Origin of the sequence: Micromonospora sp. M42, assembly GCF_000568915.1 — a bacterium.
GTDB lineage: Bacteria > Actinomycetota > Actinomycetes > Mycobacteriales > Micromonosporaceae > Micromonospora > Micromonospora chalcea.
This window is the reverse complement of record NZ_KK037233.1, coordinates 4170862-4187305: the sequence shown is the minus strand read 5'-3', so window position 1 is coordinate 4187305 and position 16444 is coordinate 4170862. Positions and strand designations below refer to the sequence as shown.

Annotated in this window: 13 protein-coding genes and 3 pseudogenes; 4 read left to right on the top strand and 12 right to left on the bottom strand. The window is 73.5% G+C overall.

From position 1 onward, the window contains the following. Window positions 1–820: 820 nt before the first annotated feature. Window positions 821–1819 (bottom strand): diacylglycerol kinase family protein, encoded by a 999-nt coding sequence (locus MCBG_RS19235; RefSeq protein ID WP_043327555.1) that lies wholly within the window; start codon window positions 1817–1819, stop codon window positions 821–823. Window positions 1820–1941: 122 nt separating this feature from the next. On the opposite strand from MCBG_RS19235, the gene MCBG_RS19230 reads away from it, so the two are divergent. From MCBG_RS19230 to purD, 3 genes and pseudogenes are all read left to right on the top strand, one after another. Continuing rightward, a complete protein-coding gene (locus MCBG_RS19230; protein ID WP_043327554.1) occupies window positions 1942–3231 on the top strand; it encodes an adenylosuccinate synthase in 1290 nt (429 codons plus the stop codon). A gap of 186 nt (window positions 3232–3417) precedes the next feature. Further along, on the top strand, window positions 3418–4353 hold the full coding sequence (locus MCBG_RS19225) for a type IV toxin-antitoxin system AbiEi family antitoxin domain-containing protein (protein WP_043330765.1): 936 nt from the start codon (window positions 3418–3420) through the stop codon (window positions 4351–4353). Window positions 4354–4438: 85 nt separating this feature from the next. Then, window positions 4439–5683: pseudogene (gene purD, locus MCBG_RS19220) on the top strand (phosphoribosylamine--glycine ligase); the annotation flags it as partial. A gap of 48 nt (window positions 5684–5731) precedes the next feature. Here the strand turns inward: purD and MCBG_RS19215 are convergent. From MCBG_RS19215 to MCBG_RS19205, 3 genes and pseudogenes are all read right to left on the bottom strand, one after another. Continuing rightward, window positions 5732–7297 (bottom strand): annotated as a pseudogene (locus MCBG_RS19215) (AMP-binding protein). Window positions 7298–7464: 167 nt separating this feature from the next. Further along, window positions 7465–8679 (bottom strand): acyl-CoA dehydrogenase family protein, encoded by a 1215-nt coding sequence (locus MCBG_RS19210; protein ID WP_043327553.1) that lies wholly within the window; start codon window positions 8677–8679, stop codon window positions 7465–7467. Window position 8680: 1 nt separating this feature from the next. Beyond that, entirely contained in the window at window positions 8681–9133 is a 453-nt protein-coding gene (locus MCBG_RS19205; protein WP_043327552.1) for an SCP2 sterol-binding domain-containing protein, read from the bottom strand. 78 nt (window positions 9134–9211) lie between these two features. Between MCBG_RS19205 and MCBG_RS19200 the strand changes: the two genes are divergently transcribed. Continuing rightward, a complete protein-coding gene (locus MCBG_RS19200; RefSeq protein ID WP_181373705.1) occupies window positions 9212–9850 on the top strand; it encodes a TetR/AcrR family transcriptional regulator in 639 nt (212 codons plus the stop codon). A gap of 45 nt (window positions 9851–9895) precedes the next feature. Here the strand turns inward: MCBG_RS19200 and MCBG_RS19195 are convergent, their stop codons facing one another. The 8 genes and pseudogenes from MCBG_RS19195 to MCBG_RS19165 form a co-directional block, all read right to left on the bottom strand. After that, complete coding sequence (locus MCBG_RS19195; protein ID WP_043327550.1) at window positions 9896–10519, bottom strand: DedA family protein; 624 nt, start codon at window positions 10517–10519, stop codon at window positions 9896–9898. Window positions 10520–10543: 24 nt separating this feature from the next. Continuing rightward, a complete protein-coding gene (locus MCBG_RS19190) occupies window positions 10544–11803 on the bottom strand; it encodes an adenylosuccinate synthetase (protein WP_043327549.1) in 1260 nt (419 codons plus the stop codon). Then, window positions 11800–12760: pseudogene (locus MCBG_RS19185) on the bottom strand (hypothetical protein). The gene MCBG_RS19190 and the pseudogene MCBG_RS19185 overlap by 4 nt, the downstream one beginning before the upstream one ends. A gap of 10 nt (window positions 12761–12770) precedes the next feature. Next, window positions 12771–13355, bottom strand: a complete 585-nt coding sequence (locus MCBG_RS34240; RefSeq protein WP_223201267.1) for a protein kinase family protein — start codon at window positions 13353–13355, stop codon at window positions 12771–12773. After that, window positions 13321–13755 carry a hypothetical protein gene (locus MCBG_RS34235; protein WP_223201266.1) on the bottom strand — a complete coding sequence of 145 codons (435 nt, stop codon included), beginning with the start codon at window positions 13753–13755 and terminating at the stop codon, window positions 13321–13323. The genes MCBG_RS34240 and MCBG_RS34235 overlap by 35 nt, the downstream gene beginning before the upstream one ends. Beyond that, a complete protein-coding gene (locus tag MCBG_RS19175; RefSeq protein ID WP_176722790.1) occupies window positions 13752–14510 on the bottom strand; it encodes an NUDIX hydrolase in 759 nt (252 codons plus the stop codon). The genes MCBG_RS34235 and MCBG_RS19175 overlap by 4 nt, the downstream gene beginning before the upstream one ends. Before the next feature lie 80 nt (window positions 14511–14590). Continuing rightward, window positions 14591–15658 (bottom strand): MaoC/PaaZ C-terminal domain-containing protein, encoded by a 1068-nt coding sequence (locus MCBG_RS19170; protein WP_043327548.1) that lies wholly within the window; start codon window positions 15656–15658, stop codon window positions 14591–14593. Further along, window positions 15658–16444 (bottom strand): 3-oxoacyl-ACP reductase (locus tag MCBG_RS19165; RefSeq protein WP_043327547.1); only part of this gene is annotated, 787 nt, incomplete at its 5' end. The genes MCBG_RS19170 and MCBG_RS19165, both read right to left, overlap by 1 nt.

The window sequence follows — 16444 nt, the reverse complement described above, 5'->3', positions numbered from 1 at the left end:
GCCGGCTCACCCGTGCCCGGCGACGACGCTCCGGTGACCTGCGCCCGGCCGGTCACCGGGGCGGTGTCGGGCGGCGGGAGCGCAGTGCCGGCGACCGAGGCCCGGCCGGAGACGGCGCCGTCGGCGTGGACGGCCCGCGCCGGGTCGGTGCCGGACCCCGGCGTGTCGCTGTCAGCGGGAACGAGGTCCGGTGCGGAGTCGGCGGTGGCCCGCTGCGGCGGCTGGGCCCACGGAGACACGGCCCGGCCGTTGCCGGCGCCCTCGCCGTCCGCGTCGGCCGTCGTCCGCGCGTCGGCCGAGCGCGCCGTTGTCCGCGTGTCCTCCGGGTCGGCTGCCGTCTGCGTGTCAGCCGGGTCCGGCAGTGTCCGCGTGGCGGCCGGATCGGGAGCGGGCGCGCCCTGCAACGAGGGATATGCGGCGGCCGGATCCGGGCCGGGCGCTGCCTGCGACGCGGGAGGCGTGGCGGCCGTGACCGGTGAGCCCGGCTGGGCCGGCGTCGCGCCGGCAGGCGGCTGGTCGAGCGTGAACGGCAGGTCCAGATCGACCGCGGGCGCCGGTGGCCCCGGGACGTCCGACGTCGACGGCGTGGGGGCGTCGGCCGGCGGAAGCGGCCAGGGCACGGCCGCCCAGGGCGGGGCGGTGACCACGCCGTCGGTCTCCTCCGGCGGCCAGAGCGGCTCGACGTCCCGCTCCGGCACCTGCCCTCGACCCGGCACGTGGGCCCGGTCGTCGTTGTCGTGCACCACGGTTCCTCCCCATTCCTTCCGCCGAGGATAGGCGGTACGGCCAGCGGCGCGAGCCGGACGGGGATCGACCGAGGTCAGCCCGTCCAGACCGCCCAGGCGCCCGGCTCGGTCCACCAGGAGCGCTTGCGGCTCAGCTCGCCCTCGACGCCGTCGTCGAGGAAGGGCACCTTCTCGTCGCGGGGCACCACCGCCACCGCACGTCCCCGCGCCCGCCGTACCTCCAGGCGGACCTTCTTCCGGCCCAACGCCGACCGGGTCACCACTGGTACGGCGACGCCGACCGTCACCCGTCCGTCGGCCGGGTCCGGCCCGCCCAGCAGGTCCACCTCGCCGAGGCGCGCGTACCCGCCCGCGTTGCCGATCGCGCACGCGGTGATCGGCTCGGCGCCGTCGCTGAGCACCGTGCCGTCGACCTCGACCCGGGCCCGCCAGTGCAGCGGCCGGCCGGCGTCGTCGGCGGCGCCGAGCAGCGCGCCGTCGAGCGTCACCGAGCCGCCGTCGTTGCGCAGCAGGTCCAGCCGCCGGGCCGTGCCGTCCAGCACCGCCGCGGCCACCCCGGCCGGATCCCGGGGCAGCCCGAGCTGCGCGGCCAGGTCACGCGCCGTCCCGGACCGGGCCGGATCGAGCGGGAGTACGCCGACCGGGGGCAGGTCGGGCACCGTCCGGTTGTCGGCCAGGTCCGCGGGGCGGCGGCTCGGTGGCGGAGCGTACCGGCGCACCAGCCGGCGCAGGACGGCGCGCAACTGACCGTCACTGGCCGTGGCGACGATCAGCCGGGTCTTGCCGTCGGGGTCCGGCCAGGTGAGGCCGTCGGGGCGCGGTGGGCCGTCGAGCCGGGCCAGCACCTCGTCGATCTCGGCGTCCGACCGGGCGGTCACCGTGGTCACCCGGGCACCCCGGGCGGTCAGCTCGTCCGCGCAGGCCAGCACCGGTACGCGCGGCGTCTCGCAGCGCTCCTCGCCGCTCTCGGCGGCGGTGTCGTCCGCGCCGCCGCAGCAGGCGCCGCCGCTGCCGCAGCCACCACCGGGAGCGTCCCGCTCCGAGCCGAGGGTGAGCAGCACCACGTCGTACACGAAGGAGCCTCCTGCTTCTCGACCAACCCCTGCTGGTCCCGCCGTCACTACTTGTTAGCCTGACACCCCGGGCTCGCAGACCGGTCGCCACCTGGCACCCGAGCCTTCTGGAGGCGGAAGAGATGCCAGCGATCGTGCTGCTCGGCGCCCAGTGGGGCGACGAGGGCAAGGGCAAGGTTACCGACCTGCTGGGTGAGCGGGTCGACTACGTCGTGCGCTACTCCGGCGGCAACAACGCAGGCCACACGGTGATCACGCCGGACGGCCAGAAGTACGCGCTGCACCTGATGCCGTCCGGTGCGCTGTCACCGAGCGCGATGATCGTGATCGGCAACGGCGTGGTGGTCGACCCGAAGGTGCTGCTGCAGGAGATCGACGGGCTCGCCGAGCGCGGCGTGGACGTGTCCCGCCTGCGCATCTCCGGCGACGCGCACCTGATCATGCCGCACCACCGGGCGCTGGACCGGGTGGTCGAGCGCTACCTCGGCAGCGCCCGCATCGGCACCACCGGCCGGGGCATCGGCCCCGCGTACGGCGACAAGGTCGCCCGGATGGGCATCCGCCTGCAGGACCTGCTCGACCCGGGCATCCTGCGCAAGAAGCTGGAGCTGGCGCTCCGCGAGAAGAACCAGCTGCTGTTCAAGGTCTACAACCGCAAGGCGATCGACGTCGAGGAGACGGTCGAGGAGTACCTCCAGTACGCCGAGCGGCTGCGCCCGTACATCGCCGAGACCCGGGTGATGCTCTGGGACGCGCTCGACCGCGGCGAGACCGTGCTGCTGGAGGGCGCCCAGGCCACCATGCTCGACATGGACCACGGCACCTACCCGTTCGTCACCTCGTCGAACCCGACGGCCGGCGGGGCGTGCGTGGGCGCGGGCATCCCGCCGACCGCGATCACCAAGGTCATCGCGGTGAGCAAGGCGTACACGACGCGGGTGGGCTCCGGCCCGTTCCCGACCGAGCTGTTCGACGACAACGGGCAGCACCTGCGCAAGGTCGGCCACGAGTACGGCACCACCACCGGCCGGGAGCGCCGCTGCGGCTGGTTCGACGCGGTGGTGGCCCGGTACGCGTGCCGCCTCAACGGCGTCACCGACCTCGTGGTCACGAAGCTGGACGTGCTGACCGGTCTGGCGAAGGTGCCGATCTGCGTCGGGTACGAGATCAACGGCGAGCGCTTCGACGACATGCCGATGACGCAGACCGACTTCCACCACGCCACGCCGATCTACGAAGAGCACGACGGCTGGTGGGAGGACATCACCAAGGCGCGCACCGAGGACGAGCTCCCGGAGAACGCGAGGCGCTACATCGCCCGCATCGAGGAGCTGACCGGCACCCGCGTGAGCGTGGTGGGTGTGGGCCCGGGCCGAGAGGAAAACGTCCTCCGCCACCCCCTCCTCCCCTAAACCCGCCCTTTGCACCACTCCGTTGATCATGAAGTTAGCGGCTGTTTTGTAGATCCACATCGCCGCTAACTTCATGATCAACGGGGCGAGGGCGAGGGCGAGGGCGAGGGGGTGGGTTATCCACAGGGTGGGGTGGGTTGTCCACAGGGGCTTCGCGTGGGTGGGGTGCGCGGGGACGCTCGGTGGGTGGAACGGGCTTGGGTGATCCGGCAGATCGCGCGTGACCAGGGCGGCGTTGTCACCCGTGTGCAGGCGCTCCGAGCCGGCTACAGCAGGCACGAGATCGACAATCTCCTGACCTCGCGCCGGTGGCGGCGGCTGGCTCGTGCGACCTACGCCGTCGAGCGCTCCGGCCCCGACTGCGTGGAACGGCGTCGGCGGATCCGGGCGGCGGTCCTGTCGCTGGGCCCGGCGGCGCACGCAGTGCTCGGCGCCGCCGCCGAGCTGCACGGGATCGCGGGGCTGCCGAGAACGGGTGCGATTCACGTCGCGGTGCCGGGTCGCGCGGCCCGGCCGGCCCGCGTCAGGGATCCTGCCGTGACGTTGCACCAGTTCGAGCATCCCGAGCAGGCGCTGACGACTGTCGACGGCATTCCGGTGACAACTCCCACGCACACGCTCGCGGGACTCGTCCTCCGGGTGCGCCGCTACTACGCGGTAGCCCTGCTCGACTCGGCGCTCAACCAGGGAGTGATCGACGAGGGCGAGTTCGGCGCCATCCCCGCACTGATCGCGGGCCGGAGGGGTGTGGTGAACGCGCGTCGCCATCTGGCCGAGGCGAACGGCGGCGCCCAGTCTCCGCTGGAGACGCGTACCCGGTTGCGGTGCGTCGACGGCGGCGTTCCGCCCGACGCGTTCCAGATCGAGGTGCGCGACGCCGATGGTTACCTGCTCGGCATCGGTGACATGGGCTGGCGGGCGGCCCGGGTGATCGCCGAGGCGGACGGGAGAGATCCGCACTCCACGCCCGGTGCGCTCTTCGACGACCGGCAGCGGCAGAACCGCCTGACCAACGCCGGCTGGACCGTCCTCAGATTCACCTGGCCCGACACCCTCCGCCCCGACTACATCCCCCAGGTCGTCCGCGCGGCACTGGCCGCGAGGAGCGGGGATCGATCATGAAGTTGACGGCGATTTCGATCTCACATCCTGCCGCCAACTTCATGATCAACGGGGTGGGGTGGGGTGGTCAGTAGGATGCGGGGTCGTGCGCGTACTTCTTGTGGGTGGTGGTGGGCGGGAGCACGCTCTCGCGCTCGGACTCGCCGGGGATCCGGCTGTCGAGGCGCTCGTCGCAGCGCCGGGGAATCCGGGGATCGGCGAGGTCGCCTCGCTTCGGGAGGTGACACCCACCGACCCGGCGGCCGTGGCGGCCCTCGCCGTCGAGGTCGCGGCGGACCTGGTGGTCATCGGCCCGGAGGCGCCGCTGGTGGCGGGCGTCGCCGACGCGGTACGCGCCAAGGGCATCGCGGTGTTCGGCCCGAGCGCGCAGGCGGCCCGGCTGGAGGGCTCGAAGACGTTCGCGAAGGACGTGATGACGGCTGCCGGTGTCCCGACCGCGCGCGCGTACACCTGCGAGGACGCGGCTGCGGTGGCGCGGGCGCTGGACGAGTTCGGCGCGCCGTACGTGGTGAAGGACGACGGGCTGGCCGCTGGCAAGGGCGTCGTGGTCACCGACGACCGGGCCGCCGCCGAGCGGCACGCCGCGGAGTGCGGCCGGGTGGTGATCGAGGAGTACCTGTCCGGTCCCGAGGTCTCCCTGTTCGTGGTGACCGATGGTGAAGCGGCGGTGCCGCTGCTGCCCGCGCAGGACTTCAAGCGCGTCGGCGACGGCGACACCGGCCCGAACACGGGCGGGATGGGCGCGTACGCGCCGCTGCCGTGGGCCCCGCCGAACCTGGTGGACGACGTGATGCGCGACGTGGTGCACCCGACGCTCGCGGAGCTGCGCGACCGGGGCACCCCGTTCGCCGGCCTGCTCTACGTGGGCCTGGCGATCACCCCGTCCGGCCCGCGCGTGATCGAGTTCAACGCGCGCTTCGGCGACCCGGAGACCCAGGTGGTGCTCGCCCTGCTGGAGACGCCGCTGGGTGGGCTGCTGCACGCCGCCGCCACCGGCACGCTCGGCGCGCACCCGCCGCTGCGGTGGCGCGACGGCGCGGCGGTGACAGTCGTGGTGGCGGCCGAGGGCTACCCGGCGGGCCCGCGTACCGGTGACGTGATCACCGGCGCGGACCGCGCCGGGATCATCCACGCCGGGACCCGCCGCGACGCCGACGGCACGTTGCGCTCCGCGGGCGGCCGGGTCCTCTGCGGTACGGCGACCGGCCCGGACCTGGCCGCCGCGCGCGACGCCGCCTACGAGTTGGTACGCGAGGTCGAGCTGGCCGGCTCCCACCACCGCACCGACATCGCGGCGGGTGCGGTGGAGGGCCGGATCACGATTCCCCGGCTGACGGACGGCGCCCGGCGGCGGGACCGGTTCGCGGGGTGCCGTCCGTCAGTCGAAGTAGCGGCGCAACTCCCGGCTCAGCACCTTTGCCGGTGGCGTTGCGCGGCAGGTACTTGACGAACACCACGTCCGCGGCACGGAGAAGCGGGCCAGGTAGCGCCGGACGTACTCGCGGACCGCCTCCGGGTCGAGCGTCTCGCCCGGCCGCAGCGCCAGGAACGCGGCCAGCCGCTCGCCGTAGTCGGGGTCCGGTACGCCGATCACCGCGACCTCGCGGACCTGCGGCAGCCGGGCGATCAGGTCCTCCACCTCGGACGGGAACACGTTCTCGCCGCCGGAGACGATCATGTCGTCCGCCCGGCCGTCCACGAAGAGCAGGCCGTCGGCGTCGAGCCGGCCGAGGTCGCCGGTGTCCAGCAGGCCGTCGCGGCTCTCCCGCCCGACGCCCGAGGTGTAGCCCTCGAAGAGCATCTCGTTGCCCACGAAGATCCGCCCGACCTCGCCGTCCCGGACGGGGCGGCCGTTCTCGTCCAGGATCGCCAGCCGGGTGCCGTGCGGCGGCCGGCCCGCGGTGGTGGGCGCGGCGCGCAGTTCGCGTGGGCCGGCGATGGAGGCCCAGGAGACCTCGGTCGAGCCGTAGAGGTTGTACAGCACATCGCCGTAGCGGTCCATGAAGGCGGTGGCCAGGTTGCCGGGCAGGGCGGATCCGCTGACCGCGACCACCTTGAGCGGGGGCCGGGGCAGCGGCGGCTCGACCTCCATGAGTCGTTGCAGCATCACCGGCACGGCGAACATCGCGTCGCACCGCTGGGCGACGAGCGCGGTCAGCGTGGCGGCGGGGTCGAATCGGCGGTGCAGCACGACTGTGGCCCGTAGCGCGAACGAGACCTGGAGGGCGGCGTACCCCCAGGTGTGGAAGATCGGCGCGGCGATCATGGTGGTGTTCCGCGCGTGCAGCGGGATGCGGTCGATGATGGACACCAGCGGGCCGAAGCCGTGCGGGGTGGGGCGGCGGGCGCCCTTGGGCGCGCCGGTGGTGCCGGAGGTCAGCACTATGGTGCGGCCGTCCCGCTCGGGCGGCTGGAGTTGTTCGCCGGGGACCGCGGCGGCGATCAGCTCCTCGTGCCGCCGTTCGTCGACCCGGTGCACCTCGGCGGGGAGGCCGAGGACGCGCTCGGTGAACTCGCCGTCGTGGACCAGGACGCGCAGGCCCTGTTCCTCGGCCACGGTGCCCAGCTGAGCCGCGGACAGGCCGGTGTTTACCAGGACGGCGTCCGCGCCGAGGAGCATCGCGGCGACTATCGCCTCGATCAGGCCGTGGTGGTTGCGGCAGAGCACGCCGACCCGGTCGCCGGCCTGGACGCCGAGGTGGGACCGGAGGGAGCGGGCCAGCCGTTCGGAGCGCTCCAGCAGTTCCTGGTACGTCATGGTGGCGCCGCGCTCGTCGACCACCGCGACGCGGCCGGGGTCGCGGGCGGCGGCCTGGCGCAGCTCCCCGGCCAGGCTCCAGCCCCACCGGCGCAGCGCGTTCAGCTGCGAGACGACCCGGATCGGGCGGCCCGGGGTGAGTAGTCCACGGCGGGTCAGCGTGGCGGCGATGAACGGCAGGTCCAAGGCGCAACTCCTTCGCGTTCGTGGTTCGTCGACCAGGCTCCGGACGGGTCGGCCGTCCGGTTTTGCGTGATCTTGCGCCCGATCGCGGGTCGGGTCGGCCAGGCGGGGGCGCCCGGCCCGCGACGGCGCTGCCTGTCGTCACGGGCCGGGCGGCGTGCCGCCGGCGGTCAGCGGATCTGCATCCCGGAGATGGCCCGGGAGATGACCAGCCGCTGGATCTCGGAGGTGCCCTCGAAGATGGTGTAGATCTTGGCGTCGCGGTACCACCGCTCGACCGGGTGGTCGCGCAGGAAACCCGCGCCGCCGAGGAGCTGGACCGCCTTGTCGGTCACCGAGACGGCCACCTCACCGGCCTTGAGCTTGGACATCGAGCCTTCGCCGGCGGCGAACGGCCGGTTGTTGCGGCCCATCCAGGAGGCGCGCCAGACCAGGAGCCGGGCGGCGTCGATCTCCATCTTCATGTCGGCGAGCGCGAACGCGACCGCCTGGTTGGTGATGATCGGCCGTCCGAACTGGACCCGTTCCTTGGCGTAGTCCAGGGCGTACTCGTAGGCGGCGCGGGCCACGCCGAGCGCCTGCGCGCCGACTGTCGGACGGGACAGCTCGAACGTCCGCATCGCCGCCTGGCCGGAGGCGCGCTGCCCGGACCGGGCGCGGGCCAGACGCTCGTCGAGCGTGTCCTTGCCGCCGAGCAGGCAGCGGCCCGGCACCCGGACGTCGTCGAGGAAGACGTCCGCGGTGTGCGAGGCGCGCAGCCCGAGCTTGCGCAGCTTGCGGGTGGCGGTCAGACCGGAGGTGCCCGGGGGTACGACGAACGCGGCCTGCCCGCGCGAGCCCAGCTCGGGGTCGATCGAGGCGGTGACCACGTGCACGCCGGCGATGCCGCCGTTCGTGGCGTACGCCTTCTGCCCGTTGAGCACCCACTCGTCGGTGGCCTCGTCGTAGACGGCGCGGGTACGCATCGATCCGACGTCGGAGCCGGCTTCCGGCTCGCTCGTGCAGAACGCGGCGACGGCCGGGGAGTCGACGTCGCCGAAGCACTGCGGCACCCATTCGACGAGCTGGTCGGGGGTGCCGGCGCCGTAGATCGCGGCGACCGCGAGCGAGGTGCCGAAGATGCTCAGGCCGATGCCGGCGTCACCCCAGAAGAGTTCCTCGCTGGCGATCGGCAGGGAGAGGCCGGTGGGGTCGGCCCAGCAGGTGGCGAGGAACTCGAAGCCGTACAGGCCGACCTTCGCCGCCTCCTGGATGATCGGCCACGGGGTCTCCTCCCGGGCGTCCCACTCGGCCGCGGCCGGGCGCACGACCTCGGCTGCGAAGCCGTGCACCCAGTCGCGTAGATCCCGCTGTTCCTCGTTCAGGTCGAGCGAGAACTCGGCCATGTCAGGCCTTGGGGATGTCGAACAGGTTGGCGATGTTGGCAGCCAGGCCCAGGTCGCCCTTGGCCTTCAGCTTGCCGGTCATGAACATCATCACCGGGTTGGCGCCACCGGAGACGATCTTCAGGAACTCGACCGGGCCCATGGTGAGGCTCAGCTTCGGGTCGCGGGTGGCGGTCTCCGAGACGGTGCAGGCGCCGTTCTCGATGACGATCTCGTACGTGTCGGTGCCACCGTCCGGGCGGCCGGTGATGTTCCAGTGGATGACCGCGTTGGTGGCACCGGCGCGGTCGGCGCGGAACAGCGTGGGCATCCGGTTGAAGACCTCGCTGAGGATCTTGCCGCGCGACTCGCCGGACATGATCTCGGCGATCTTGGCGTCCGGCGTGGACTTGACCAGCTGCGCGAACTCCTTGGGGCCGACGTTCGCGAAGTTGGCCGGGTCGAAGTCAGTCATCAGGAAATGCACCTCTCGGGCGGGGCCAGCTTGGTTACTCTGGCGTAACCCTACGCACGGGTAGGTATGCTCGCAAGAGTGTCCAGCACGCCGACCTTCAAGCGCCTTCCCCGAGCCGTACGCGAGCAGCAGATGCTCGACGCGGCGGTGAAGGTGTTCTCCCGCCGCGGCTTCCACGCCGCCAGCATGGACGAGATCGCCGACGACGCCGGCATCTCCAAACCGATGGTCTACGCCTACCTCGGCACCAAGGAAGAACTCTTCATCGCCTGCCTGCACCGGGAGAGCACCCGGATGATGGAGGCCATCGCCGGCGCCGCCGCCCCCGACCTGCCCGCCGACGAGCGGCTCTGGCGCGGGCTGCGCGCGTTCTTCGGCTTCGTCGGCGCGCACCGGGACGGCTGGGCCGTGCTCTACCGGCAGGCCCGCGGCTCGCAGCCGTTCGCCGCCGAACTCGCCGCCATGCGGGGACGGCTGGTCGAGGTGGTGGCCGGGATGCTCGACCACGCGCTGCGCGCCGCCGGACGGGAGGTCGGCGCCCCCGACCTGGAGGTGGTCTCGTACGCGCTCGTCGGCGCCTCCGAGTCGCTCGCCGACTGGCTGGCCGACCACCCGGAGGCCGATGCCGGCAAGACCGCGACCCGGATGATGAACGTGGCCTGGCTCGGCGCCGACCAACTGTTGCGCGGCGCCACCTGGCACCCCGGTGCTGTGTAAGGAAGGGCCCCTTCTTAACGCCTCCGGTAGTGGAAGGGCCCCTTTTTAACAGTCGCGGCGCGCGGCGGCTCGCCGGTGCGCCCGCCGCCGGCCCCAGCGGGCGGCCTCGAACAGCCCGGTGACCGCGAGCGAGATGGCGACCCCGGCGAGGAGCCCGGAGACGGGGTTGTGCTCGAACGCCAGGCCGCCGAAGTAGCCGAGCAGCGTGCAGTAGATCCCCCAGGTCGCGCAGGCCAGCGCGTCGTACAGCAGGAACATCCGCACCGGATAGCGGACCGCACCCATGGTCAGCGTGACGGCGGTGCGGCCGCCGGGGACGTACCGGGCGGTGGTCAGGATCATCCCGCCGCGCCTGTCGACGGCCCGGCGGGCCCACTCGGAGCCGGCCCGCCGCCGGCTGTCCGCCGGGAAGCGGGCCAGCCGGTGCGCGCCGCCGCCGCGCCCGATCGCGTAGGAGACGTGATCGCCGACGAGCGCGCCGAACGCGGCGGTCACGATCACCAGCGCCAGGTCCGGCTCGCCGCCCGCCGCGAAGACCCCGGCCGTGATCACCACGGTCTCGCCGGGCACCGCCGGGAAGAACGCGTCGACGGCGGTGACCGCGATGATCACCAGGTACACCCACGGTGAGGTCACCGTGTGGTGCAGCAGGTCGAGCGCGTCCCCCATGCACCCATGCTCGGTGGTGCGGTGTTAAGCAGGGGCCCTTCCCATACAAAAGGCGTTAACAAGGGGCCCTTCCTTCTCCTCGGCCGTGGGCCCGCGCGACGTGAGCACCACCGGCGCCCCCAGCGCCTCCGAGACCGCCCCCGCCCAGTCGGCGGGCGCCGAGTCCAGCACCGGCCGGGCCCGCAGCAGCCGCTGCGTGAGCGCCGCCTGCCGGTCCAGGTCACCGGCCGGGCCGGGGACGAGCCGGTCCAGGCCCTCGTACCGGCGGCAGATCCGCAGCTCGGACCCGGCCAGGTCGAGGTGGGTCAGCGCCAGCCCGTCCACCCCACCCGCGACCTCCAGCGCGTACCGGTGGGCGACCGCGTCGAAGTGCCCGAACCGGAACCGGCCCTGCCAGGGGTTCGTCCCGTTGTGCCGGTCGCGGAACGGCAGCGCCGCGTCCTCGGTGACCAGCGGCCCGGGACCGTGCCGCGTGGTGGTCGTGCGCAGCACGCCGAGCCGCTGCGCGGTACCGGCCATCCCCGCCTCGGCGAGCAGCGTCTCGGCGTTGGCGAACGTCGTGGTGCTCCACGTCGTGTACGGGTGGAAGCCGTGCCACTCGTCCAGCAGCACCCCCTGCGCGCCCTCGAACACGCAGGTGCCCTCGCGCAGCGCGGATGCCAGCCAGGTCCGGTCGACGATCGCCACCCGGCGCGCGAAGGCCGCGTACGCGGGCAGGCAGTCCTCGACCGGCGGCGCGTCCAGCGGGCCCAGCTCGGCGGTGAGCCGGTCCCGCAGCGCGGTCAGCCGCCGGCGCAGCACCGCCGGGCGGCGGCAGTCCGCCACCCGGGGTGCCTCGTCGGGGTGGGCGAGGCCGTACGCGACCGCCTCGCCCACCCCGAGCCCGCAGGAGCCGTGCCGGTCGGCTCCCCGGGCGATCTCCCGGGCGCGGTTGGCGGCCCGGTGGTACGGGGTGGCGAGCAGCGCCTCCCCGTCCACAGTCAGACGGTCGAGCGCGTCGGGCACGCCGACCGACGCGAGGTGGTCGGCCTCGGCGGCCAGCGCCAGCGGGTCCACCACCACGTGCCGCGCCAGGTGCGTCCGTACGCCCGGACGGAACGTCCCGGCGCCGAACTGCGCGAACGTGTGGTGCCGCCCGTCGCGCAGGACGACGTTGTGCGCCGCCTGCGCGCCCCCGTTGAACCGGATCACCGTGTGCACCTGCCGGGTGGCGCAGAGCAGGTCCACCACTGTGCCCTTGCCGGCGTCGCCGTAGCCGAGGTCGACCACCATCACGTGGTTCACAGCCGGGTGACCCCGCTTCCGCCGTCGGCCGGGCTGAACGGCAGCGTCGCCACCGCGCGGCGGCCGGAGCCGAGCCGGGCGAGCGCCTTCGAGACGGTCCGGGTGGCGGTGGAGCCGGCGCGGTCCAGGTCGCGCAGCCCGGCGTCCAGGTCGATGGCCTGCTCGCCGAGCCCGACGGTGAGCGCGATCGTCTCGCAGACCGCGTCCAGGTCGTCCAGCTCGACCGCGTTCTGCCCGAGCAGGCCGCGCCAGAAGTCCAGCACCTTGCGGTTGCCCGCGTAGTGGCTGCCGGCGGGCAGCAGGTAGTAGGTGTCCCAGCGCGCGGTCACCTCGTCCACGATCTGCCGGACCGGCACGTCCTCGCTCAGGTCGTCGCCGATCAGCCGGGCCACCTCCGCGCGCTTCACCCCCGCGTACGCCAGCTCGTCGCCGATGATGAACAGGTAGCCGCGCCGGCCGCGCTTGTCCCAGCTGTCGGTGGCCGTGTGCCGGGCCATGAAGTACAGCGCCAGCTCGTACGACTCCATCATCTGGCCGCCTCCGCCGCCCTCCAGCACGATCCGGCCGAGGTCGTCGTCCATCCGGTTGTCGGACTCGAACTGCCCGATCTGCAACGGCACCCGGTCGCAGGTGGCGTCGCCGATCGCGCCGAACATGACCTGCGGGTCGCTCGCGTACCCCTGGCGCAGCAGCAGGCCCAGCAGCTGCGGCAGCTTGCTCTGCAGCACCCGGGGCACGTGCCCCATCGAGCCGGTGACGTCGAACAGCACGGCGATCGGCGTCGACTGCGGGTGCTCGGCGGAGTCGCGGCTCTCCCGCAGCGCGTCGCGCGGGTCGAGCGCCGGGTGCACCTTGCGCGCGCCGCTGTCGCTGTACGAGAACGCGCTCTTGCCGGTGCGGCGCCGGTAGCGGTCGGCGGCGTCGTACACGTCGGTGGGCCCAGATTCCACTGCCCATGGCAGCCTCCCTACGGGTTGAGGGTGAAGGGTCGGAAGGTGCGCGGCCCGTACAGCCGGTGCAGCACCTCGTCCAGTTCGCGCAGCAGCCGCCAGGCGTCGTCGGGCCGGGTGGCGAGCGCGGCGCCCTGGCAGCCGTCGGCGAAGGCGCGCAGCTCGCGGGGCGCGCGGTCGCCCATCAGCCAGGTCATGCAGCGGGCGGCCAGCGCGATGTCGGTGCCGGGGCCGCACTGCCGCTTCGCGGCGACCTCCGGCGGATACCAGTCCTCGTGGCCGGGCACCAGCGCCGGCACGAGCCCGCCCGGCTCGGCCGAGAAGCACCAGTCGACGAGCACCAGGCCGTGCGCGTCCGGCTCGATCAGCACGTGCCGGGGCAGCACCGCGCCGTGCACCACGCCCGCGCGGTGGGCCAGGCCGAGCGCCACGAGCAGCCGCCGCCACATCCAGGCCGCGTCGCGCGGGTCCAGCCCGTCCGGGTACGCGCGGCGCACGTCGTCAAGGCTGCGCAGCCCGGGTACGGTCACCAGCTCGTTGACCTGCCGCTGCACGCCGGTCGACGGGTCACGCGCCGGGTAGGAGTCGACCAGCTTCGGCACGTACGCGAGGTGTCTGGCGTCGCCGCGCTCGGCGATGCGGCGCAAACGCGCGCGCCTCGCGGGCCATCAGGTCGTTGTCGCCGGGGTGCCGGGCCACCTTGGCCAGGTGATAAGAAGGGGCCCCTCCTCTACCGGAGGCGTTAACAGGGGGCCCTTCCTTGCGTTCGTGCAGGGTGGCGACATCGCCGGTGTACGCGGGGGCCGGGGTGCGCCACCGGGTGGTGACCGTGACGAGTGCTTCGGCGGCGGCGGCGCGTACGCCGGGGTCGGCCGCGCCCAGCCGGTCGGGGTGCAGCGCGCCGACCAGCTCGCGGTAGCGGCGGGCCGGCTCGTCGGCGCCGAACAGGTCGGCGTCGGTACGCGCGGCAGTGACCAGCCGGATCGCTTCTTCGGTCCTCACCGCACCGTCTCCTCCCGGGCGGGGCGCAGCAGCGCCGGGTGCAGCAGCCGGGCGTCTCCGGCGCGGTAGAGCTTGGCCCGGGGGCCGCCGCGCGCGCCGCCGCGCTCGGTGCTGGCGCCGGTGCTCTCCACGAAGCCGGGCACCGAGAGCACCTTGCGGTGGAAGTTGCCGGCGTGCAGCGGGTGCCCCCAGACCGTCTCGTAGACCTCCCGCAGCTCGGTGATCGTGAACTCGGGGGCGAGGAAGCGGGTGGCCAGCGGCGTGTACTCCAGCTTGGAACGGGCGCGCTCCAAGCCGTCGTCGATGATCCGGCCGTGGTCGAAGGCGAGCTGCCGGCTGGTCAGCGCGGTGACCGGCAGCCAGATCGCCTCGTCGGCGTCGGTGTCGGCGACCGGGTCGGGCAGGTCGGGGGCGAACGCCAGGTGCGCGACCGAGACCACCCGCATGCGCGGGTCGCGGTCCGGCGCGCCGTAGCTGCCGAGCTGTTCCAGGTGCACCCGGCGCAGCCGCTCACCGCCGAGGCCGGTCTCCTCGGCCAGCTCGCGCCGGGCACCGGCGGTCAGGTCCTCGTCCGGCTGGACGAAGCCGCCGGGCAGCGCCCAGTGCCCCGCGAAGGGCGGCGCGCCGCGGCGGATCAGCAGCAGGTGCAGCGCGCCCTCGCGGATGGTCAGCGCGACCACGTCGACGGTGACCGCGACCGCCGGGTAGTCCCGCGGGTCGTACCCGGCGAGGAAGTCCTGCTCGTTCACGGTCACTCACTCTCTCGGGTTGAGAACAACTCACTCTGAGAACAACTTAGCGCCGAAAAGAGGGGACGGCAAGTCCCCTCTTTTCCTCAGCGCACCGAACCGGTCAGGTGCGGCCTCCCGTCCCGGGCGCTGTGCAGCGCGAAGTCCCAGCCCGCGCCGTTCGGCGAGGCGCTGAACGCCACAGTCGACGGCAGCGGCACCGGCAGCTTGAACGCCACGTCCACCGTGTACGCCTCCGGTAGCCGGGGTTCCAGCGCGGCCAGGCATCGGGCCTTGCTCCACATGCCGTGCGCGATCGGGCGCGGGAAACCGAACAGCCGCGCGCCCAGCTTCGAGGTGTGGATCGGGTTGTGGTCGCCGGAGACGCGCGCGTAGTCAGTACCCACGCGGGGCATCACCCGCCACTGCGCGGAGAAGGCCGGCGGTTCCGGGCGGTCAGCCCGGTCGCGCCGCGGGCCGCCGCCGGACGCGCGCTCCTTCCCGAGGTACGTGGACACGCCGCGCCACACCTCCTCGCCGCCGATCGAGCCGACAAGCACCACGTCGAGCTGGCGGCCCCGCTCGTGTGGGCGCAGGTTCTCCGCGTACGTGTGGAAGTCGACGCGCTCGCCGACCTCGACCGGCCGGCGCACGGTGATCCGGTTGGCCACGTGCACCACACCGGTGAGCGGGATGGGGAAGCCCGGGCTCGTCATCAGCCGCAGCGACAGCGGAAACCCGAGCACGTGCAGGTACGTCGCCGGCAGCCGGTCGGTCAGCCGGAACCCGCACACCCGGTCGTAGTCCGCCAGGTGCCGCTGATCCACAGAGACCCCGCCAACGGCGAGTTCCAGCCCCGGCACGTCAGCCCCGCGCCGCCCCCCAACCCCCGGAACGACCCCGAGTAGCGCCCGCCGATAAAGCGCCCCACTGGCAGGCAGCCCGTCCAACTCCACCCGCCGCCGCCCCACCGCTCCTTCACCCCGTCGATCATGAGGTTGGCTGCCTTGTGGATCTCCAGAAGTGCCGTCAACTTCATGATCGTCGGAGGTGGGGCGGGCGGCGGCGTTGGTGCGGGCCAGGGCGGCGGCTCGGGCGGCCGTGAGGTCGCGGGTGGGGCCCTCGATCAGGTCGTGCAGGGTCAGGTCGTCGTCCTCGTGGTCACGGGGTGCCATCACGCCCCCAGGAGGCTCTGGCCGCAGACCCGGACCACGTTGCCGCTGACCGCGCCGCTCGCCGGCCAGGAGAGCCAGCCGATCGTCTCGGCCACGTCCACCGGCAGGCCGCCCTGCGCCATGCTGTTCATCCGCCGTCCCGCCTCGCGGATCGTCAGCGGGATACGCGCGGTCAGCCGCGTCTCGATGAAGCCCGGCGCCACCGCGTTCAGGCTGATCCCGCGCTCGCGCAGCACCGGGGAGAGCGAGTCGACCAGGCCGATCACGCCGGCCTTGCTGGTCGCGTAGTTGGTCTGCCCCCGGTTGCCGGCGATCCCGGCGATCGACGAGACCGAGACGATCCGGCCGCCGGCCGGGATCAGGTCGCGTTCCAGCAGTACGTCGTTGATCCGCTCCTGGCTGGACAGGTTCACGTCGATCACCGAGTCCCACCGGTCGGCGTCCATCCGGCCCAGCGTCTTGTCCCGGGTGATGCCCGCGTTGTGCACCACCACGTCGACCCGCCCGTGCCGGGACGCCAGGTGCTCCGCCAGCCGGGTCGGCGCATCCGGCGCGGTCAGGTCGAGCTGCACCGCGCTGCCGCCGATGTCGTTGGCGACGGCGGCCAGCTCGTCCCCGGCCGCGGGGATGTCCAGCGCCACCACCTGGGCGCCGTCGCGGGCCAGCACCTTCGCCAGCGCCGCGCCGATGCCCCGCGCCGCGCCGGTCACCAGCACCACCTGCCCGTCCAGCGGCCGGTCCCAGTCGGCCGGCGCGACGGCGGTGCCGGCGCCGACCCGGATCACC

Coding starts and splice junctions, on each gene's coding strand:
- MCBG_RS19195 (WP_043327550.1), bottom strand. CDS start 10,519: ATGGGGGACGCGCTCGACCTGCTGCACCACACGGTGACCTCACCGTGG.
- MCBG_RS19230 (WP_043327554.1), top strand. CDS start 1,942: ATGCCAGCGATCGTGCTGCTCGGCGCCCAGTGGGGCGACGAGGGCAAG.
- MCBG_RS19205 (WP_043327552.1), bottom strand. CDS start 9,133: ATGACTGACTTCGACCCGGCCAACTTCGCGAACGTCGGCCCCAAGGAG.
- MCBG_RS19210 (WP_043327553.1), bottom strand. CDS start 8,679: ATGGCCGAGTTCTCGCTCGACCTGAACGAGGAACAGCGGGATCTACGC.
- MCBG_RS19170 (WP_043327548.1), bottom strand. CDS start 15,658: ATGGCACCCCGTGACCACGAGGACGACGACCTGACCCTGCACGACCTG.